Annotated in this window: 16 protein-coding genes; 13 read left to right on the top strand and 3 right to left on the bottom strand. The window is 42.1% G+C overall.

Annotation, left to right across the window (positions count from 1 at the left end):
• Positions 1 to 287: 287 nt before the first annotated feature.
• The 9 genes from secA (at position 288) to ABIE66_RS26230 (ending at position 11,815) form a co-directional block, all read left to right on the top strand.
• The gene (secA, locus tag ABIE66_RS26270) at positions 288 to 2,801 is read left to right on the top strand and encodes a preprotein translocase subunit SecA (RefSeq protein ID WP_370016804.1); all 2,514 of its coding nucleotides are present in this window, start codon (positions 288 to 290) and stop codon (positions 2,799 to 2,801) included.
• Between the two features lie 168 nt (positions 2,802 to 2,969).
• A protein-coding gene (gene prfB / locus ABIE66_RS26265) for a peptide chain release factor 2 (RefSeq protein ID WP_289326973.1) occupies positions 2,970 to 4,068 on the top strand; the annotation gives its coding sequence in 2 pieces (ribosomal slippage) (positions 2,970 to 3,032 and positions 3,034 to 4,068; 1,098 coding nt in all).
• A 216-nt stretch (positions 4,069 to 4,284) separates the two neighbouring features.
• Positions 4,285 to 5,100, top strand: coding sequence for a YitT family protein (locus ABIE66_RS26260; RefSeq protein ID WP_370017122.1), 816 nt, complete (start codon positions 4,285 to 4,287; stop codon positions 5,098 to 5,100).
• 49 nt (positions 5,101 to 5,149) lie between these two features.
• The gene (cccB, locus tag ABIE66_RS26255) at positions 5,150 to 5,491 is read left to right on the top strand and encodes a cytochrome c551 (RefSeq protein ID WP_370016803.1); all 342 of its coding nucleotides are present in this window, start codon (positions 5,150 to 5,152) and stop codon (positions 5,489 to 5,491) included.
• Positions 5,492 to 5,783: 292 nt separating this feature from the next.
• The gene (ftsE, locus tag ABIE66_RS26250; protein WP_061141190.1) at positions 5,784 to 6,470 is read left to right on the top strand and encodes a cell division ATP-binding protein FtsE; all 687 of its coding nucleotides are present in this window, start codon (positions 5,784 to 5,786) and stop codon (positions 6,468 to 6,470) included.
• Positions 6,460 to 7,353 (top strand): permease-like cell division protein FtsX, encoded by an 894-nt coding sequence (gene ftsX, locus ABIE66_RS26245; RefSeq protein ID WP_289326970.1) that lies wholly within the window; start codon positions 6,460 to 6,462, stop codon positions 7,351 to 7,353. Before ftsE ends, ftsX begins: the two co-directional genes overlap by 11 nt.
• Before the next feature lie 98 nt (positions 7,354 to 7,451).
• Positions 7,452 to 8,843 carry a murein hydrolase activator EnvC family protein gene (locus tag ABIE66_RS26240; RefSeq protein ID WP_370016802.1) on the top strand — a complete coding sequence of 464 codons (1,392 nt, stop codon included), beginning with the start codon at positions 7,452 to 7,454 and terminating at the stop codon, positions 8,841 to 8,843.
• A 142-nt stretch (positions 8,844 to 8,985) separates the two neighbouring features.
• Positions 8,986 to 10,410, top strand: coding sequence for a S41 family peptidase (locus tag ABIE66_RS26235; protein ID WP_370016801.1), 1,425 nt, complete (start codon positions 8,986 to 8,988; stop codon positions 10,408 to 10,410).
• Between the two features lie 211 nt (positions 10,411 to 10,621).
• Positions 10,622 to 11,815, top strand: a complete 1,194-nt coding sequence (locus tag ABIE66_RS26230) for a PDZ domain-containing protein (RefSeq protein ID WP_370016800.1) — start codon at positions 10,622 to 10,624, stop codon at positions 11,813 to 11,815.
• An 88-nt stretch (positions 11,816 to 11,903) separates the two neighbouring features.
• On the opposite strand, the gene ABIE66_RS26225 is transcribed toward ABIE66_RS26230, so the two are convergent.
• Complete coding sequence (locus ABIE66_RS26225) at positions 11,904 to 12,893, bottom strand: ABC transporter substrate-binding protein (RefSeq protein ID WP_289326966.1); 990 nt, start codon at positions 12,891 to 12,893, stop codon at positions 11,904 to 11,906.
• A gap of 189 nt (positions 12,894 to 13,082) precedes the next feature.
• Here ABIE66_RS26225 and ABIE66_RS26220 point away from each other — a divergent pair, with 189 nt between their 5' ends.
• Positions 13,083 to 14,087, top strand: a complete 1,005-nt coding sequence (locus tag ABIE66_RS26220) for a FecCD family ABC transporter permease (protein WP_370016799.1) — start codon at positions 13,083 to 13,085, stop codon at positions 14,085 to 14,087.
• Positions 14,084 to 15,139: a FecCD family ABC transporter permease gene (locus tag ABIE66_RS26215; protein WP_289326964.1), complete on the top strand. Its 1,056-nt coding sequence runs from the start codon at positions 14,084 to 14,086 to the stop codon at positions 15,137 to 15,139. The genes ABIE66_RS26220 and ABIE66_RS26215 overlap by 4 nt, the downstream gene beginning before the upstream one ends.
• Before the next feature lie 71 nt (positions 15,140 to 15,210).
• Here the strand turns inward: ABIE66_RS26215 and ABIE66_RS26210 are convergent, their stop codons facing one another.
• Positions 15,211 to 15,744, bottom strand: coding sequence for a YceI family protein (locus ABIE66_RS26210; protein WP_370016798.1), 534 nt, complete (start codon positions 15,742 to 15,744; stop codon positions 15,211 to 15,213).
• 196 nt (positions 15,745 to 15,940) lie between these two features.
• Entirely contained in the window at positions 15,941 to 18,166 is a 2,226-nt protein-coding gene (locus ABIE66_RS26205; protein ID WP_483313981.1) for an MMPL family transporter, read from the bottom strand.
• Positions 18,167 to 18,705: 539 nt separating this feature from the next.
• Between ABIE66_RS26205 and ABIE66_RS26200 the strand changes: the two genes are divergently transcribed.
• Entirely contained in the window at positions 18,706 to 20,283 is a 1,578-nt protein-coding gene (locus tag ABIE66_RS26200) for a catalase (RefSeq protein WP_370016797.1), read from the top strand.
• Between the two features lie 189 nt (positions 20,284 to 20,472).
• The gene (locus ABIE66_RS26195; RefSeq protein ID WP_289326962.1) at positions 20,473 to 20,703 is read left to right on the top strand and encodes a CsbA family protein; all 231 of its coding nucleotides are present in this window, start codon (positions 20,473 to 20,475) and stop codon (positions 20,701 to 20,703) included.
• Positions 20,704 to 20,849 lie beyond the last annotated feature (146 nt).

Here is a 20,849-nt window from a genome sequence, read left to right as displayed (position 1 = left end):
GATGGAAGGTTATGGGAAATTCTCTTTTGCATTTGGAAATAGAGGGGAGTCTGCTATATATTTTATATACTTCCTTCTATTTTAACAGTTTTACTCCTCATTTATCCATTGTTTTTCACAAGAATTGAATTCGGGTCGATAGGAACGGTAGTGACATGAAGTTGTACCTCTAGGATAGAAGTGGTAAAATTAAGCGTGGATTAGTCATAATAGAAGGTGTGTTTCTTCTTAATTTATATGAATTTTGTCATTGAACGATCATTACCATAATAGAGGAGCGTTATTGAATGCTTAATATATTAAATAAAGTTTTTGATCCGAATAAGCGAGAAATCAAACGTTTGGAAAAAATCGCTGATCAGGTCGAAGCGCTGGCCGATGAGACGGCTGCGTTATCGGATGAACAGTTGCGTGCCAAAACTGGTGAGTTTAAAGAGCGTTATCAAAATGGGGAAACCGTGGATGATTTGCTCGTTGAGGCTTTTGCGGTTGCGCGTGAAGGGGCAAAACGTGCTTTAGGGTTATATCCTTACCGTGTTCAAATCATGGGTGGGGCATCCCTTCATGACGGAAATATCTCCGAGATGAAAACGGGGGAAGGTAAAACATTAACATCCACCATGCCGGTTTATTTAAACGCGCTTACTGGTAAAGGTGTACATGTCGTTACTGTCAATGAATACTTGGCACACCGTGATGCCACCGAAATGGGGATATTGTATGATTTCCTTGGTTTGACCGTCGGATTGAATTTGAACAGTCATTCTAAAGAAGAAAAACAAGAGGCGTACAATGCCGACATTACGTATAGCACGAATAATGAGTTAGGTTTTGATTACCTGCGTGACAATATGGTGTTATATAAAGAGCAAATGGTACAGCGTCCACTGCACTTTGCTGTCATTGATGAAGTCGATTCGATTTTGATCGATGAAGCGAGAACGCCTTTGATCATTTCCGGTTCCGCACAAAAATCGGCCCAGCTTTATATCCAAGCCAATGCGTTTGTGAGAACGTTACAAAAAGATACGGACTACACGTATGATGAAAAGACAAAAGGCGTTCAGCTGACCGAAGATGGGATGAACCGAGCTGAAAAAGCGTTTAATATCGATAATTTGTTCGATATTAGTCACGTTACATTGAATCATCATATCAATCAGGCGTTGAAGGCGCATGTTTCCATGCATTTGGATGTGGATTATGTAGTCCAGGATGGCGAGATTGTCATCGTTGACCAATTCACTGGCCGTTTGATGAAGGGCCGCCGTTATAGTGAAGGTCTCCACCAGGCGATCGAAGCGAAAGAAGGCCTTGAGATTCAAAATGAAAGCATGACTCTTGCGACGATTACATTCCAGAACTATTTCAGGATGTACGAAAAGCTTTCCGGTATGACTGGTACAGCCAAAACGGAAGAAGAGGAATTCCGCAATATCTATAATATGAATGTCATTGCGATCCCGACAAACAGGAATATCGTCAGGGATGACCGGGCAGATCTTATATACGCGTCAACAGATGGGAAATTCAAGGCTGTTGTGGAAGACATCGCCGAACGTTATACAAAGGGTCAGCCAGTGCTTGTCGGTACGGTTGCCATCGAAACATCGGAAGTCATTTCTGCCTATTTATCCAAAAAAGGAATCCCTCACGATGTTTTGAATGCAAAGAACCATGAACGTGAAGCGGAAATCATTGCGAATGCAGGTAATCAAGGCTCAGTCACGATCGCTACGAACATGGCAGGACGCGGTACGGATATCAAGCTTGGTGAAGGTGTCAAGGAGCTTGGTGGCCTTGCTGTAATCGGTACGGAACGTCATGAAAGCAGGCGTATAGATAACCAGTTGCGTGGTCGGTCCGGCCGTCAAGGGGACCCAGGGGTCACTCAATTCTATTTATCAATGGAAGATGAATTGATGCGCCGCTTCGGTTCCGATAACATGAAAAGCATGATGGCACGCCTTGGAATGGATGATTCCCAGCCAATTCAAAGTAAAATGGTGACGAGGGCCGTTGAATCCGCACAGAAACGAGTCGAAGGCAATAACTTCGATTCACGTAAGCAATTACTGCAATATGATGATGTTCTCCGTCAACAACGTGAAATCATCTATAAGCAGCGTTTCGATGTAATGGAAAGTGAGAACTTACGTGAAATCGTCGAAACGATGATTACGGCATCCATTCAGCGCAATGTTGTCGCGTTTGCACCAATGGGCGATGAGGAAGGCTGGAATTTACAAGGCCTTGTCGATTACCTGAATGGTAACCTATTCAATGAAGGTTCCATCACTGTAGATGATCTAGAAGGAAAAAATGAAGCGGAATTGGTTGAATTCATTTTAGCGAAAGTGAAAGAAAACTATGACCAAAAAGAAGAAGAGCTATCTGAAGAACAAATGCGTGAATTCGAAAAAGTAATCGTTCTTCGTGCAGTCGATAGTAAGTGGATGGACCATATTGATGCAATGGAGCAATTGCGCCAAGGGATCCACCTTCGTGCTTATGGCCAGATCGATCCACTTCGTGAATATCAATCAGAAGGTTTTGCGATGTTTGAAGCCATGATTGCTTCTATGGAAGATGAAGTCGCAAAATACATCATGAAGGCTGAAATCCGCAACAATCTAGAGCGGAAGGAAGTCATAAAGGGACAAGCGGTCAATCCGAAGGAAGAAGACGGGGGAAAAGTGAAAAAAGCCCCTGCCCGTAAAAAGGAAGACGTTGGCCGAAACGCGTTATGTCCTTGCGGCAGCGGTAAAAAATATAAGAATTGCCATGGCAATTTAGGCTGAAATTAGGTGTATAATGATTATGAGACGGTTAAGTGTAAGGCTTGCCGCCTCTTTTCATGTTTAGTTTGCATAAAGCAACATATTTGCATATAGTTTGAAGAGGTTTATTTGTAATGAAGTGAATCCCTCTACAGGGATTTTTTTAACATACTAATGAGGTGAAGAGAAATGGAATTAGCAGAAATAAGAAATGAACTTGAACGGACAGCGCAACGATTAACGGACTTTAGGGGGTCTCTTTGACTTAGATGAAAAAGAGGCACGAATCGCAGAGCTTGAAAATGAGATGACACATCCCGATTTTTGGAATGATCAGCAAAAAGCACAGACTGTCATAAATGAAACGAATGCTCTGAAAGAACAAGTCAATCAATTGTCCGATCTGAATGAATCATATGAAAATCTGGATTTGACATATGAACTAGTGAAAGAGGAGAATGATGAAGAACTTTTGGCAGAGCTGGAAGAAGAAATCACGATCCTTTCACAAAAGATGAATGACTTTGAACTTCAACTTTTACTAAGTGAAGAATATGACTCGAAAAATGCCATTCTTGAACTGCATCCAGGTGCAGGCGGAACGGAGTCCCAGGATTGGGGTTCCATGCTGCTTCGTATGTATACAAGATGGGGTGAAAAAAGAGGCTTTAAAGTGGAAACCCTTGATTACCTTCCAGGTGATGAAGCTGGTATCAAGAGTGTCACTTTACTTTTCAAAGGCCATAACGCCTATGGTTATTTGAAAGCGGAAAAAGGAGTGCACCGTCTTGTCCGTATTTCTCCTTTCGATTCCTCAGGACGACGCCATACTTCATTCGTTTCATGTGAAGTCATGCCGGAATTCGATGAGACGATCAATATTGAAATACGCACGGAAGATTTGAAAATCGATACGTACCGTGCAAGTGGTGCAGGTGGACAGCATATCAATACAACTGACTCGGCAGTCCGGATCACACATTTACCTACTAATACCGTGGTAACGTGCCAAAATGAGAGATCTCAAATCAAAAACAAGGCCCAAGCGATGAATATGCTGAAAGCCAAATTGTATCAACGTGAAATCGAACAGCAACAAGCGGATTTGGATGAAATCCGTGGTGAGCAAAAGGAAATTGGCTGGGGAAGTCAAATTCGTTCTTACGTTTTCCACCCGTATTCCATGGTTAAAGATCACCGTACTAGTGCGGAGACCGGAAACTTGGGAGCTGTCATGGATGGAGATATCGATATGTTCATTGATGCGTATTTACGTTCAAAATTATAAGATGTGCAAGTCGGACCGGATTCCCGGTCCGGCTTTTTTTGTGATTTCTTATGCATGGGGCTCCCTGAATGATGTCTTCTGGCTGACATTTACAGGATATGAAAAGGGATGCTATGCTTCGTTCGGCCAATACTAGATAATAACGATGGTTTGAGGAGACAATATGGAATGAGGAAAAGATACCGGGAGCCGAAGCACCCTTTTCTGCAAAAGTTAATGGAGTATGGATTGGTGATTGTCGGTTCGGCCATAATTGCCATTGGTTTTAATGTATTCCTGTTGCCTAACCAGATTGCATCTGGCGGTGTCAGTGGGATTAGCACGATTCTGGATTCAACTCTCGGTTGGGAGCCGGCCTATGTACTGTGGGGGTTTAATATCCCTTTGTTCATTGCGGGGCTTATCATCCTGGGAAGACATTTCGGAGCCAAAAGCCTGATTGGAACCTTGTTCTTGCCTTTAGTGGTATTTCTGACAAAGGATTGGGATGCATGGACGAATGATGCATTGCTTGGTTCGATTTGCGGAGGGATTATGGTCGGACTTGGGCTGGGGATTGTCTTTCGCGGGAAGGGTTCTACAGGGGGGACCGATTTAGCGGCACAGATTTTCCATAAGTATACCCACCTGTCATTAGGGACCTGTGTGGCTGTCATTGATGGAATCATCGTTTTAAGTGCTGCCATTGTTTTTGATATTGAAAAAGGGCTTTATGCATTAATAGGATTATATGTGACAAGTAAGACGATAGACCTCGTCCAGGTTGGGTTGAACCGTTCAAAGATGTCACTGATAATCACGAATAAAGAAATGAAAGTAAGGGATGCTATCATACATGAGCTGGACCGGGGTGTAACAGGGATATCCGGGTATGGCGGCTATACGGATGATACTCGTCCTATTTTAATGTGCGTAATAGATCAGTCGGAATTCACCAAATTGAAACAATTGGTGAAACTCGTTGACCCTAAAGCGTTTGTAATTGTAATGGACGCATCTGAGGTACTTGGAGAGGGTTTTAAACGGGAATGAAATTGGTATAATGTTCTTGTGCTGGTATAAATCAGAGGGGGTAAATTCAATGAAAATGAAATGGTTAGCCTTGGTTTTGGGTACTTCTTTGGCGTTGGCTGCATGCGGTGGGAACGATGATGCTGCAGATAAAGAGCCTGCAAGTGAAAATAATGAAACGACAACGGCGGGTGCTGGTGATGCCGCGAAAATTTACGAAAACAAATGTTCAAGTTGTCATGCAGTGAATCTTGAAGGCGGCGTAGGACCGAATTTAACGAAGGTCGGTTCGAAGCTATCAAAAGCAGACATCGAAAAAGTCATCGAGCATGGCCAAGGTGGTATGCCAAAAGGTATACTTCAGGGCAAGGAAGCGAGCATGGTCGCAGAATGGCTTGCTGGACATAAGTAATATTAACGAAACGTTCTGTTGTCAGCAGGACGTTTTTTTGCCTCCTTTAAAACCTCGAAACAACTCACATTCAATCCCTTATCAAGCAATTAAACCCTTGAAATATTACATATGATGTTGATATATGTCTAACTGAAATGAAACTGTAATATTTTTTAAGCTTAATTTGACAAAATATGATGTTATAATGTTTCTGTGCTCAAGTAAGAGAAATTCCTGTCAGATTTAATTGAAAATTGTCGAAAAAGCTGTAGTACATAATGATAATACAAGCAAATTAGGTGGTTTTAGAATGATAGAAATGATAGATGTGAAAAAGACATATCCAAATGGCGTAATTGCCATTAATGGAATCAATGTGAAAATAAAGCCAGGCGAGTTCGTTTATGTAGTGGGTCCCAGTGGTGCCGGAAAATCGACTTTCATCAAAATGATGTATAGGGAAGAAAAGCCTACAAGCGGTAATATTTTGGTCAATGGCCTTAGCCTTCCAAGTATCCGCAATTCGAAAGTTCCTCTATTCCGCCGAAATATCGGTATGGTATTCCAAGATTTTAAACTCCTTCAAACATTCACTGCTTATGAAAATGTAGCATTTGCCATGGAAGTTATCGAAAAGGAACCAGAAGAAATCAAAAAGAGAGTCATGGAAGTTCTTGATCTGGTTGGCATTAAACATAAAGCTAGAATGCTGCCTTCCGAATTATCTGGTGGGGAACAGCAAAGGGTTGCGATAGCCCGTTCGATCGTAAATGATCCCAAGGTGGTCATTGCCGACGAGCCTACAGGGAATCTTGATCCTGAAACATCATGGGAAATCATGAACATATTTGAAGAAATTAATAAACGCGGAACAACACTTGTCATGGCCACTCATAATAGGGACATCGTCAACAATATCAAACGACGTGTCATTGCCATTGAAAGTGGAAAAATAGTTCGCGATGAACATCGAGGTGATTACGGATATGAAATTTAGAACATTGCTCCGTCACTTCCGTGAAAGTTTTAAAAATATTGGCCGTAATGGATGGATGACGTTTGCTTCTGTCAGTGCAGTAACGGTCACTCTAACATTGGTTGGCGTCTTTTTAGTGCTCATGATGAATTTAAATCATATCGCGGGAAATGTGGAGAAAGATGTCGAAGTTCGTGCACATATTGATAATGCAGCGAATGATGACGATATAAAAGCTATCGGAAAGAAAATTACGGAGATGAACGGCATTGAATCAGTGGTCTTCTCTCCAAAAGATGAAGAGCTTACGAATTTAATAGATGATTTAGGCGATAATGGTGATGCTTTTAAACCATTTGAACAGGACAACCCATTAAGGGACGTTTATATCATCAAAACGAAATCACCGCAAGATGTCATCAAGGTGGCAAAGGAAATTGAAGGCTTTGAGTATATCCAAAGTGTTAAATATGGACAAGGCTACGTCGAGAAACTGTTCAGCTTCGTGAATATTGCGAGAAATATAGGAATCGTTCTTATTGTTGGTTTACTATTTACTGCAATGTTCCTGATTTCTAATACGATTAAAATTACCATTGTAGCCAGAAGAAAAGAAATTGAGATCATGAGATTGGTAGGAGCAACGAATACATTCATCCGTTGGCCATTCTTCTTGGAGGGACTCTGGTTGGGAATCCTCGGTTCCATCGTTCCCATAGGTCTGATAGCTGTACTCTACTACAATCTTTATAAATATGCAGCACCACAGATTACGTTCAAATTCATAGATTTTCTGCCTGCGAATCCGTTTATTTATCAAGTTTCGGCCATCCTCATTGTAATTGGCGCCGTTATCGGGATATGGGGTAGCTTGATGTCCGTCAGGAAGTTCTTGAAAGTATAAAAATGTAACTTTACACTTGATGCCAAAAGAAGCCGGATACAAATAGAGAGACGTTACAAGGCACTGGATGTAACGGGATTGAAAGGGGAAATGAAACGTTGAAAAAAAATATCATTGCTATGAATGCCTCCATCATGATTGGGTTGGGAAGCATTTTAGCGGCACCATCGGTTTATGCAGAGTCGATTTCGGATTTAGAAAAACAGAAAGAATCCATTCAGGAAAAACGCTCTGGTGTTGAATCGAATATTTCAGACACGGAGAAGAAAATCGATAACCTGCAGGATAAGCAAATGACAGCAGAAGAACAAATAGCGGCCATTGAAGCGAAAATTGCAGAGTCAACAAAAAAAATCGATGCTAAAAATGCTGAAATTACACAAACGAAAAAAGAAATCGAGGCATTGAAAGAAGAGATTAAAGTATTAAAAGAGCGGATAGCCAAACGTAATGAAGTATTGAAGGAAAGGGTACTTTCTTTCCAGGAGACTGGTGGGGACGTGAACTACCTTGAAGTATTATTCGGATCATCCAGTTTTGGAGATTTAGTTGACCGTGTTGGAGCTGTAGCGACAATTGCAGAAGCCGACCGTGATATTTTAAAGCAGCATGAGCTGGATAAAAAGGAACTGGAAGAAAAACAAAATGCCGTTGAAGCGAAGCTTGCCAGTTTAGAAGTGGCAAAAGCTGAACTTTTGGAAATTCAAAAGCAACAAAAACAGCAGAAGCAAGAAAAGGATGCATTGGTTAAGAAATTAAAGCAACAAACTGAAAAGCATGAACATGAGAAGATGGGCCTAGAGGAAGAAAAAGAGAATCTTGCTGCTCAAGAAAAAGCTATCAAATCAGCCATCAACTTAGAACATCAGCGTCTTGCCGAATTGGAAGCAGCTCGTAAAAAAGCGGCAGCCGAAGCGAAAAAACGTGCAGAGCAAGAAGCGGCACAAGCTGCAGCACAAGCAGCTTCACAAGCTTCCGAAACAAAAAAACAATCCACTTCTTCAGGATCTAGTGCAAAAAGCAACAGTTCATCATCTGCTCCATCATCTTCACAAGTTTCGTCTAATGTAAGTCAAGCGCCAGCTGTATCATCAGGTACTTTCACTAGACCAAGTGCAGGATATGTATCTTCAACAATGGGTGAACGTTGGAATAAACAGCATGCCGGCATCGATATTGCTGCAAGTGGAACAGTTCCTGTTGTAGCAGCAGCCGACGGAGTCGTAAGCCGTTCTTACTTCTCAAGTACATACGGTAACGTCATCTTTGTTACCCATTCAATCGGCGGTCAGCAATGGACTACTGTGTATGCACATTTAAGTTCTAGACAAGCAGGCGAAGGTTCTGTTGTTGCCAAAGGTCAACAAATTGGCATCATGGGTAACACAGGACATTCATACGGTCAGCATTTACACTTTGAGCTACATAAAGGCGCATGGAATTATAGCAAGTCAAATGCTGTTAATCCATTAAACTATATAAATATTTAATACCCAATATATCATCGGAAAAAACAGACTAGGATAAATTCCCTAATCTGTTTTTTTTGTGGTGCCGCCATTTTCTTCAAGCATATTCTTACCAACCCCCTCATATAGTGAATTACATATCAGGTCAGAAATGGGGATAAATATGGTCAAAAAATGGGTACTTCCTCTAGCAATCATCATGTCACTAGCCATTGGAGCAGTGGGGGGCATATATTGGACAAGCCTTCCGGATAAGAATGAAGCAAAGGATGAAAGCCAAACAATATTGAAGGATAAGGAATGGGCAAAAGTGGAACAAGCTTACGGTTTGATCGTAAGTCAGTATGTAGAACAGGTGGACGGTTCTAATCTGGTGGAAGGTGCCATCCAAGGCATGCTGTCAGCATTGAAAGATCCTTATTCCGTATATATGGACAAGGAGACCGCTAAGCAATTCAATGAAACCTTGGACTCCTCTTTTGAAGGGATAGGTACTGAAATTGGTATGGAAGATGGTAAGGTCATAATCGTATCTCCTTACAAAGATTCGCCTGCTGAGAAAGCTGGATTAAAGCCGAAAGATCAAATCCTTAAGGTGAATGGTGAAAGTGTAGAAGGTTTGGATCTGTATGAAACACGCCTGAAAATCCGTGGTGAAAAAGGGTCACCCGTCAAAATGGAAATCAAGCGGGCGGGGGTTTCCAACCCACTTGAATTCAATATGGTGCGTGCCGAAATTCCATTGGATACCGTATTTTCATCAATTAAGGAAGTCGCCGGGGAACAAATCGGTTACATCGAGCTGACCACATTCTCGGAAAATACTGCGAATGATTTCAAAAAGCAGATGAAGGAGCTGGAAAAGAGGGGGATCGGAGGCTTGGTAATAGATGTACGCGGCAACCCAGGTGGCCTTCTTTCTAGTGTGGAATCGATTCTTGGCGAGTTTATCACAAAAGAAAAGCCCTATTTGCAAATTGCAGAAAGAACGGGAGAAACACAATCGTTTTTTACAAGCCTTAAGAAAGCGAAAAGTTATCCAATTGCCGTCTTGACGGATAAAGGCAGCGCTTCGGCCTCTGAAATCCTGGCTGGCGCGATGCAAGAGGCGGGAGGCTATCCATTGGTCGGCGAGAAGACCTTCGGGAAAGGCACAGTACAGCAAGCAGTACCAATGGGTGATGGCAGTAAGATTAAACTTACGTTATATAAGTGGCTGACGCCTTCAGGGAACTGGATCCATAAAAAAGGGATCGAACCGACCATCAAAGTAAAACAGCCCGATTACTTTGATGCCCATCAGCTGGCTGTTGAGAATGTCTTGCAGCGGGATATGAATGATGAACAAATTCAGTATGCCCAAAGCATTCTGAAAGGACTTGGATTTGAACCTGGTCGTGAGGATGGATATTATGATTGGAATACAGAAATCGCCGTAAAAGCATTCCAAAAACAATTTGGCCTGAAAGTGACAGGTAAGCTGGACGCAAAAACCGCAGCACATCTGGAATCCGCCATTCTGGACAAGATCCAGGATGAAGATAATGATATTCAGTTACGCACGGCTTTGAATTATTTAGTTAAATAACTGTAGTGCGCCGTTCCCTTGGAGCGGTGCCTTTTTTGCGTTGGATCAACGCCTGTCTGCAAACATGAAGGCAGTATAGGGAAAACATGAGATAAAGCTATTTTTTCTGCATCTTAATAGGCATGGAGGTTACATTTTTGATAGAATAGGAGGTAACTGACCAGAACGAAATTTGACAAAATATTGATACTTTGAGGATGGTGGAAAGAAATTGACAACGGATTGGCTGATAGCATGCTTAATGGGATTAGGAAAACTCTTCCTTCATCCTTTGCTTTATGTTTCGATTGCCTATTGTTTATTCATCGGCTATCTTCGAGTTAAACGGGAACGACATGATTTTAATACGAAGATCTACAGAGTTTCCATGGAGCTACGTTCCATGCTACCACAAGGATTGATATGGGGATTGATCTTTTCTGTCCTCACGTTGGCTTCGGGATTCACCATTCCTTTGGCGGCACTGTTCATCATGGCTGGGGTTACGATCTTGTCCATGCTATCCATGAAAAAGCGGTTTGTTTCCCCCGTTTATACAGTGGGACTCACCTTCTTCATCCTTTTTTTTCTATATGATAGAGATATCAAGCTGACGGTATTTCAGGATGTTTTTAATCAGCTTGATCGGTCCGTGTATCCGACACTTGTTATTTTAATAGGGTTATTACTGATTGCTGAAGGGTTTTTGATTGTTGGCAATGGAAGCAAAAAGGTCTCCCCTCAGTTGGAGGTATCCAAGAGGGGGCAGCCGATTGGTGTGTATGTTTCACAACGAATCTGGCTAATTCCCATGTTCGTCATGATTCCGGGAGGACAACTTCCAGTTCCCTTCGAATGGTATCCGGTTTTTTCAATCGGGGACACATACCTGTCGCCAATCTTGCTTCCCATTTTAATCGGCTTCAAGCAAAAAGTTCATGGGACGCTCCCGGAACAGGCCATAAGGGCGCAAGGCAAAAAGGTAGGGGCATTGGGATTTGTGATTACGGCATTGGCAGTGGGTGGTTACTGGTACCCCCCATTGGCAATCATAACGGCCGTTTTAGCAATCTTGGGTCGTGAATTCCTTCATTATTCCCAAAAGGCATTGGATGAAAAGCTGCCTTTTTATTTTTCGAAAAGTAAGCTTGGTGTCCAGATCTTAGGCGTTATCCCTCAATCTCCGGCGGATAAAATGGGGTTGCTAAAAGGCGAGGTCATTTCGAAAATAAATGGTGTCGTCGTCAGGGAAGAAGAAGAGTTATACAGGGCTCTCCAAATAAACCGGGCGCATTGCAAGCTTGAGGTCATCGATAATAATGAACAGATTCGTTTTGTGCAAAGAGCTCTTTTTGACGGGGAGCATTACGAATTGGGCATCTTGTTCGTTGACGATCAATTGAAGGAAAGCGGACAAGTGGGTTAATGCCGCAAAAGCGGTGCACATGCATATAAAATAAAACGGCCTTTCTCGAAATATATCGAGAAAGGCCGTTTTCAATAGAAACGTGTTATTACTTTTCAAGCATGATCTTTTCTATATCATCCAGCATTTTATTAGCTGCAAGTACTCCACCAGCTGTATTCCATGTTGCGTCGCTAACTTCATGAGCATTTCCATTTTTGACTGCATCAAGGTTTTTCCAAAGTGGATCATTTGTCCATTCTTTTGCTGTGCTTAGAGCTTGTTTGTCGCCTTCAGGAGCGTAGGTGAAGTAAAAGAGAAGATCTCCATCCATTTTAGGGATGACTTCTTTTCCTACCTCGATGGCAAGGTTACCTAATTTATTATCTGCAGTGAACAGTTCCTTTTGTTGTTCTGCACGTTTAAATCCTAATTGATCGAAAATCACTCCAGAGAATGAGTCTGTGTAATAAATACGAGTAGTTCCAGCCATGAAACGAACAACGGAAACTTCTTGATTTACCTTATCACCCAATTTAGCTTTAAGATCTTCTGTGTGTTTATCGAATTCTGCAATTACGTCGTTTCCTTTTTCTTCAAGGTTCAAGGCTTTTGAATATAGTTTGAAGTTTTCTTTCCAATCTCCTCTTAGCGTTTCAGATAATACGGTAGGGGCGATTGCATTTAATTTATCATAAACAGCCTCTTGGCGAATCTTGCTTCCAATAATCAAGTCAGGCTTCAGTGATGCGATTTTCTCTAAGTTAACTTCATGTTCTACACCAACAACTTCGACTCCATCCATATCATCTTTAATATGGTCGTACCAAGGGTCGCCAAGCCATGATTGAACGGCACCAACAGGTTTGATTCCTAAAGCAAGTAATGCTTCAGTACCTTCATTTGTCAGAACGACCACTCTTTTAGGCGTTTCTTTCAATTCAGCAGTGCCCATGGCATGCTCAATTGTGTAGCTTTTCTCTTCTTTCTTGTCTTCAGCTTTATTTCCTTCGGCTTGATCATTCGAATTCCCGCAAGCTGCTAGAAGGAAGACTGCAAATATTGTAAAAATCGTTAATAATGACTTAAATCTAAACATCTATGTATCCCTCCCAATTTTCCGGCAAATGATAATCATTCGCACTTAACAGCATCATCATAAAATGAATATACTTTTCTGTCAATATATAATTGAAAATGATTCTCAAATTCGTTGACATAATCCTGTTATCGCCAGTACAATTGAATTAAATAAGATATACAAACGTGATTGGAAAGGTAACTGGATATGTTATTAAAAAAGTCATGGCAGAAATGGATGGGGCTGTTCATTACCATTATTTTGCTGCTGTTTTTAATGTGCTCAAGCATAGTATACGGATATACAAATACAACATGGCAAATGGCCATTGATGCTTTTACCCATTTCAATGGGACGAATGAACACATTGTCATTCAATCAGTAAGACTGCCACGAGCCCTGATTGCATCGGCAATTGGTGCAAGTTTGGCCATCTCAGGGGTGTTAATGCAAACGCTAACTAAAAATCCACTCGCTTCTCCAGATATATTCGGTGTCAACGCAGGCGCGGGATTGGCGGTTGTCACTGGGGTCACCGTTTTTGGGATAAGCAATCTTCAAGTATTCACATGGTTGTCTTTTATAGGGGCCGCCATAGCCGCGATAAGCATATATATGATTGGAAGCATGGGACGGGGCGGCTTGACACCGATGAAGCTGACATTGGCCGGTGCAGCCATGACTGCCATGGTATCTTCACTCACACAGGGTCTTCTCGTTTCTAATGAGGCCCTTTTAGAGCAAGTGCTGTTCTGGCTTGCTGGATCAGTTTCCGGGAGAAGTCTGGACAATTTAATTGCCGTCCTGCCGTATCTTGTTGTTGGTTGGGGCATTGCCTTGATTGTGTCCGGTAAAATGAATGTGTTATCCATGGGTGAAGATGTTGCAAAAGGTCTAGGACTGAACATAGTTTTCCTTAAACTGGTTCTGGGACTGGCAGTCATCCTGCTAGCTGGAGGATCAGTAGCGGTTGCGGGTCCGATTGGTTTTATTGGAATCGTCGTTCCGCATCTTACCCGTTCTATAATAGGCATCGATCATCGCTGGTTGATTCCTTTCTCTGGACTTTTCGGGGCGGTGCTTTTAATCGTAGCCGATATCATATCCAGGTATATCCTGATGCCCCGAGAAGTTCCTGTTGGAGTCATGACAGCCATAATCGGGACCCCATTCTTTATTTATATAGCTAGAAAGGGGTTCAGCGGTCGATGAAGTCATATAAGAGCTTTCGTTTGTTTAATGAAAAAATATCATTCTTAATGGATAAAAAAGCAATGATCGTGATTTTCGCATTATTTTTAGTCACTTCATTAGTGTTTGTGATCAGTACTGCTGTGGGTGAAATGAATATCCATCCGTTGAGCGTACTTCAGGTCTTTATTGGAGGGGGGACGGAAAGCGATCGGCTTATTATCCAATCTTTCCGCCTGCCCAGAATAATTGTTGCTCTCTTGGTAGGGATGGGTCTTGCGGTAGCTGGAGGTATCCTTCAAGGGATGATTCGAAATCCACTTGCCTCCCCGGATATCTTGGGGATAACAGGAGGGGCGACTGTAGCGGTCGTTGGATTCATGGCCTTTTTTAGCGATAAGAACCATTCGTTAACGGTAAGCATCAATTGGCTTCCGTTAGCTGCATTCATTGGGGCGACAGTCGTGGCATTGCTTGTTTATTCTTTAGCCTGGAAAAATGGAGTTCCCCCGATAAGGCTTGTGTTGATTGGGATCGGGGTGATGGCTTTAATGAAGGCACTCACTACAATGATGATGATTCTTGGGCCCGTCTTTCAAGCGAGCCAGGCAAACCTTTGGATCACGGGTTCAGTATCTAACTCCACCTGGAGTAATATCGCGGTGCTGGCTCCATGGACGATTCTATTCCTTTTACTTGCCTTTCTATATGCCAGGAATATTAATTTACAGGAGTTAGGCGATGACCTTGCAACAGGGCTTGGAGGACATGTCCAAAAACAGCGGTTTACATTATTGATGATCAGTACGGCATTGATTGGTGGTTCTACCGCTTTTGCTGGAGGAATTGGCTTTGTGGGACTAATGGCGCCTCATATGGCTAGAAGGCTGGTTGGTTCGAGTTTTGGGGTGTTGTTGCCTACTTCAGCTTTGCTTGGCGGCATCCTTGTTATGGTAGCGGATTTGATTGGACGGACCTTATTCTCACCTTTGGAAATACCTGCTGGTGTCTTTACAGCGAGCATCGGGGCACCATACTTCATTTACTTACTTTATAAAACGAGGAATTCGTAATTCCGATAAAATGAATACTTTGAATAAGAAAGAAGCAGCCATCCTGGGGATGGCTGCTTCTTTCTTATTCATTAAGCTACTTTAGCAACTTCGATTTCGATGGTAAGAGTGATTTGATCGCCGATTAGTACGCCGCCTGTTTCTAATGCTGCGTTATAGGTCAAACCATAATCACTGCGTTTAACTTTCCCTTTCCCACTAAAACCCGCTTTTTCATTTCCCCATGGATCTTTTCCTTGGCCTTCGAAGGTGATGGCGAAAGTTTCTTCTTGTGTGATTCCGTTAAGAGTTACATTACCTGTTACATCGTATTCATCTTCATTCGTTTTCACGATTTTAGTTGATTGGAATGTTAATGTAGGGTTTTTTTCTACATCAAAAAAGTCAGCGGAACGCAAGTGGTTATCCCGGTCTGCATTCCGTGTGTCTATACTGGCCACATCTACGGTAAAATCAATATCTGCAGTTGTTAGGTCCAGTGGATCTGCTGAAATGTTTGCATCGAACTTATTAAAACTTCCTTTTACTTTGGCGATCATCATATGTTTTACAGAAAATTCAATAGCACTGTGAGTCGGGTCGACTGTCCACTTTGTATTTGTCATGGTTATTCCTCCTGATTATTAATCTCGAATATATATATCTTTAATTTGAGATATCTTAACTTAATGTAATTATAAGAGGTGAAAGTAGAAGTGTCAACTGAAATTTTTCCTTATTTTAGAAAACGTGTAAAAACCCTGTGCATTTAAGGAGCACAGAGTTTTTCTTTTTAAGAAGGGTAAAAGCTAACTTTCTTTATTAATTGGCATGTTCATTCTCTTTTTGATTAGTCACCTTACTCGGCCAAAAGGCATGGCGGCCAAGAAGGGAGGTGATTGCTGGGACCAGGAACGGGCGCACGATGAATGTGTCCATTAACACACCTAGAGCAGTAATGAGCCCGAATTGAACCAATACTTGAATCGGAAGTGTGGCAAGAACGGAAAAAGTGGCTGCCAAGATTATGCCGGCTGAAGTGATGACACCGCTAGTTTCGGCAACGCCTTTTCTAATGGCCTGCTTGATTGGCATCGTTTTTTTCTTACGCCAAATGCTTGAAACCATGAAAATATTATAATCTTCTCCAAGTGCAACCAGGAATACGAATGAATAAAGCGGAATTGTCCCCTCTATGGCATCCACACCCATGAAATAATGCAAGATTATCCAACCTAAGCCCATAGCTGCAAAGAAAGAGAGAATGACAGTTCCCATTAAATACACCATGGCTGTCACAGATCGCAAGTAGGCTAAAAGGAGCAATGAAATCAGGACGATGATGATCGGGATGATCATGAATTCATCAGCTTTTACGGTATCCCTTTTATCAAATTGTGTCGCAGTTTGCCCGCCAATCCAAACCTTTTCATCAACAGAAGAGATATTGGCGGCCTTCAATTCTTTCTCTGCCATGGTGCGGATTTCTGGAATTGAATCAATGGCTTCAATATTGTAGGGGTTTATGTTGAATGTGACTTCATAGGACTGCAGATCTTTATTAGATTTACTTGTGACGGGATCAGCAACATTTTCAACGATATTCATCCCTTTTAATGCCGACGCTAAATCGATATCTTCACCATCCGTATCGACAACCACTGTGGCTGGTGCCAGTTCGCCTGGTGAATACGAGTCGGAAATGACGGAATAGCCTTCACTTGAGTTCATATCTTCAGGGAAAGAAGAGAGAATATCATATGAATATTTTATTTGCGAAGAATATCCAGCTAAAACACTGAAGATGATCAGGCATGTAAGAATGACGGTCCATGGCTTGGTTGTGACGATAGTACCAATCCAATTACCGATACGACCTGATTCTTTATGCTTTTTGACTTCTTTTCCCTTTTTCTTGGCCCGTGCTTCTTCCATTTCTGGAGTACGCGGAACGATTGGGAAGAAGGAAGCCCTCCCGAATACAGAAAGCAATGCCGGTACAAGGGTTAAAGCTGCCAGCATCATGATTAAAATGGACAAGCTGAATGGTACAGCGAAACGGTGATAGGCTCCGTATTTGGCTACAAGCAATGTTAGCAGGGAAATGACGATCGTAAGGCCGCTCATTGCAATGGCACCTGATGAATCTTTAAATGCGGCAATCATGGCTTTCCGTTTACTTTCATGATTCCTTAATTCACTTCTGTAGTGAGAAATTAAAAATAGACAATAATCCGTTCCGGCACCGAATAATAATACGGTCATGATTGAAATGGCCTGTGAATCGACTGTAATCCAACCATGGTCTGCCATGAATCCAAGGATCGGGCTTGTGACAATATAGGCGAAGCCTACTCCGATTAAAGGAATAATGGCTAAAAGCGGGGAGCGGTAAATGAGTAATAAGACAACAAGTACAAGAATTACGGTTGCTAATAGCAATTTGAAATCCGCACCTGAAAATAATCCCGTTGCATCGACGGATATCCCTACAGGTCCTGTCACTCGAAGGGATAATTCACCTGAATCTGTTGGTACCTTGAATGGGTCCGATCCAATGCATTCAGATACTGTTTCATTAATGCTTTCAAGATTTTTTTCCAGAATGGCAGTTTCGGTCTTTTCTTTAAAGAAAAGCGGATGTACGAAAGTCGTTCCATCTTCCGAAACCGACCCTTGCAGAGCAGGCAACGGAATTTCATGTAGCGGTGGTAGAAAAGATTGCTGGGACAGTGGGTTATCTGTAAGTTCTTTGGAAAGGTACTGGATTTCAGCCAAGTCGGCTTCTGTCAGTCCACCTTCCCGATGCCATGTAAGCAGGGCAGGTAATCCAGAAGATTTCGGGAATTCTTTTTTAATAAGTTCATCAGCCACGACGGAAGCTGAGTCTTCGGGCAAGTCAGCGGCATTATTTGTTGTTCGATCATTTACGGCAGGCAATGTGAAGGTTAAGAGAATTGCTGCAATTATCCATAAAGCAATGACAACCCAACGACTGGTTTTTCCTGTCATCATCCTGCCAAGTCTTCCTATTATTGATTCGCCCAATGAAGGCACCTCGCTTTTTGAATTTTTTATCCTTATTTCATTATAATGGAGTGCTGTTGACTTATTCAAAAATGGGTATGCTGCCTCTAAAAAGCCTTGAATGGATGATTGCCATTCAAGGCTTTCTTATCATTTTATGAGTTTAGAACAGACGAAGATTTCTTTTAAATCCATAGGAGCTTGCTGTAACGTTAACCGTTGTTGAATCGGTGCGGGCCATTCGATGATCGCGGGAAGGACACAAATATCAGGATTGCTACTAAAAGGTAATTATTCTTTCTTTCATAAAGCTCGCTCCTTTTCATTATTACTAGAAAAAATATAGTGAAGTTTCTTGAAACATTAATGAGTAGTCAGCCCGTTTTTAATTCGATGTTATGAAGATATGTTGTTGGTGTTGTGAAAATGAACTCATTCATATATGAGAAAAGCACTCATTTATCCAATTTCAATAAAGTTTGAAGATTGAAGAGTGAAATATAGGGAATAGGGGAAAGTATAGTTGTATTGTGGAATTAATTAACATAGGAGGGATTTTTTTGTCTGATAAATCAAAAAAAACAAATGATGAATCGAAAGAAACATTAACGAACAGGCAAGGGCACCCCGTAACGAATAACCAGAGTCTTAGAACTGTAGGAAACAGAGGTCCTAGTACACTTGAGAACTACGATTTCCTGGAAAAGATCAGCCACTTCGATAGGGAGCGTATTCCTGAACGGGTGGTGCATGCCCGTGGTGCAGGTGCACATGGTTATTTTGTTCCAACTGGTAAAGCGGGGGACGAGCCGATTTCAAAATATACGAGAGCGAAGGTTTTTCAGGAAGAAGGTAAAAAAACACCGGTATTCGTGAGGTTTTCTTCTGTTATTCATGGAGGGACTTCCCCGGAAACGTTACGTGACCCCAGGGGATTTGCCGTTAAATTTTATACGGAAGATGGAAATTGGGATCTTGTAGGCAATAACCTGAAAATTTTCTTTATCCGTGATGCCATGAAATTCCCGGATTTAATTCATGCCTTCAAACCGGATCCGGTCACGAATATTCAGGACGGCAGAAGGATTTTCGATTTTTGCTCGAGTTCCCCGGAAACATTCCATATGATTACCTTTGTGTTTTCCCCTTGGGGCATTCCAGCTAACTACCGCATGATGCAAGGGTCAGGGGTCAATACTTATAAATGGGTGAATGAGGAAGGCAAAGCCGTACTTGTTAAATATCACTGGGAACCGAAACAAGGGATCAAGAACCTGACGCAGCAAGAGGCTAATGAAATTCAAGCTACGAATTTCAATCATGCCACACAGGATTTATATGAAGCGATCGAACGCGGGGACTACCCGGAATGGGATCTCAACGTACAGATCATGAGTGATGATGATCATCCCGAGTTGGATTTTGATCCTCTTGATGACACAAAGATCTGGCCGAAAGATGAGTTCCCATGGCTGCATGTCGGTACGATGGTATTGGATAAAAACCCGGAAGACTACTTCACTGAAGTGGAACAGGCTGCATTCGGCACGGGTGTCCTAGTGGATGGACTGGACTTCTCTGATGACAAGATGTTACAGGGACGTACATTCTCTTATTCCGATACACAGCGTCACCGTGTTGGCGCGAATTATCTGCAATTGCCGATCAATGCTCCAAAGAAGCCAACAGCCACGAATCAGACGGGCGGACAGATGCAATATGAAGTTGGCAGAGGTAACCAAAGCCCCCACATCAACTACGAACCATCAACTGTAGGAGGTTTGAAAGAAGCCAAGCAGACGGGCAAGGAGCATACACCTTTGGTAGAAGGAAAACTTGTTCGTGAGACAATCGATCGCCAAAACAATACGAAGCAGGCTGGTGAAACATTCCGTGAATTCGAAGATTGGGAAAAAGACGATTTAATCTCCAATTTAGTGTCGGCATTGGCTCCTGCCGACAAGCGCATTCAGGAAAAAATGATAGCCCTTGCCGAAGAGGCTGATGAAGAGTATGGCCGCAGATTAAAAGAGGGATTAGCCTCGGCTTCTGAACATACGGAATCTTCAAAACCTATGGGTGGAACGGATAACCCAGAGGATGCAGTCAGAAAAGGACATGAAGCAGATCCATATTGATTGGTCTGAAAGGAAGCAAACTTCCCTTTAAAGGGTTTGCTTCTTTTTTTAATGGGCATAATTTATGGATGGGTGGAATGGTCTTCAGGGGATGCCGTCTAAAATCAAGCAGGAAATAGATTGGCAAAAAACTTCATAATCATTTAAACTGAAACTACTCTATTTTTCTCTTATAAAGGAGATGAAAAAATGATTAAAATTCTTTCTGCCCTTTTCCTTCCTTGTCTACTTGTCATGCTATTTTCAAGAGTCACCTATAACAATGTCGTTGGCCTTGTTTTAACGGTTGCCTTGATTACAGCTTCCGCATATAAAGGTTATACGCATACAAACTTATTGATCATCGTGGATGCCTTATCCCTGACTGTGGGATTTTGGTTATCAAAAAGAATGATGAAACAAACATCCAAGAGCGCCTGACATCAAAGGTGCTTTTTTTGTACTCAACTTGTCATTCCCCTCAATACCCATCGAGTCTATAAACAAAAAGCAGAATGGATGTTCGCTTATCGCTGGTTTGTTTTGAGGCGATTGTGGTAGAATGTGTATATATACATTCTTAAACC

The organism is Peribacillus sp. B2I2, assembly GCF_041261685.1.
Classification (GTDB): domain Bacteria; phylum Bacillota; class Bacilli; order Bacillales; family DSM-1321; genus Peribacillus.
The sequence above is the reverse complement of the archived record's forward strand: the minus strand, read 5'-3'. Positions and strand labels throughout refer to the sequence as shown.

What these genes read in the sequence shown, in the direction of transcription:
- ABIE66_RS26195 (WP_289326962.1), top strand. Translation starts at nt 20,473, where the DNA reads ATGATTAAAATTCTTTCTGCCCTTTTCCTTCCTTGTCTACTTGTCATG.
- ABIE66_RS26235 (WP_370016801.1), top strand. Translation starts at nt 8,986, where the DNA reads ATGGTCAAAAAATGGGTACTTCCTCTAGCAATCATCATGTCACTAGCC.
- ABIE66_RS26260 (WP_370017122.1), top strand. Translation starts at nt 4,285, where the DNA reads ATGGAGTATGGATTGGTGATTGTCGGTTCGGCCATAATTGCCATTGGT.
- ABIE66_RS26225 (WP_289326966.1), bottom strand. Translation starts at nt 12,893, where the DNA reads ATGTTTAGATTTAAGTCATTATTAACGATTTTTACAATATTTGCAGTC.
- ftsX (WP_289326970.1), top strand. Translation starts at nt 6,460, where the DNA reads ATGAAATTTAGAACATTGCTCCGTCACTTCCGTGAAAGTTTTAAAAAT.
- ABIE66_RS26215 (WP_289326964.1), top strand. Translation starts at nt 14,084, where the DNA reads ATGAAGTCATATAAGAGCTTTCGTTTGTTTAATGAAAAAATATCATTC.
- secA (WP_370016804.1), top strand. Translation starts at nt 288, where the DNA reads ATGCTTAATATATTAAATAAAGTTTTTGATCCGAATAAGCGAGAAATC.
- ABIE66_RS26210 (WP_370016798.1), bottom strand. Translation starts at nt 15,744, where the DNA reads ATGACAAATACAAAGTGGACAGTCGACCCGACTCACAGTGCTATTGAA.
- ftsE (WP_061141190.1), top strand. Translation starts at nt 5,784, where the DNA reads ATGATAGAAATGATAGATGTGAAAAAGACATATCCAAATGGCGTAATT.
- cccB (WP_370016803.1), top strand. Translation starts at nt 5,150, where the DNA reads ATGAAAATGAAATGGTTAGCCTTGGTTTTGGGTACTTCTTTGGCGTTG.
- ABIE66_RS26220 (WP_370016799.1), top strand. Translation starts at nt 13,083, where the DNA reads ATGTTATTAAAAAAGTCATGGCAGAAATGGATGGGGCTGTTCATTACC.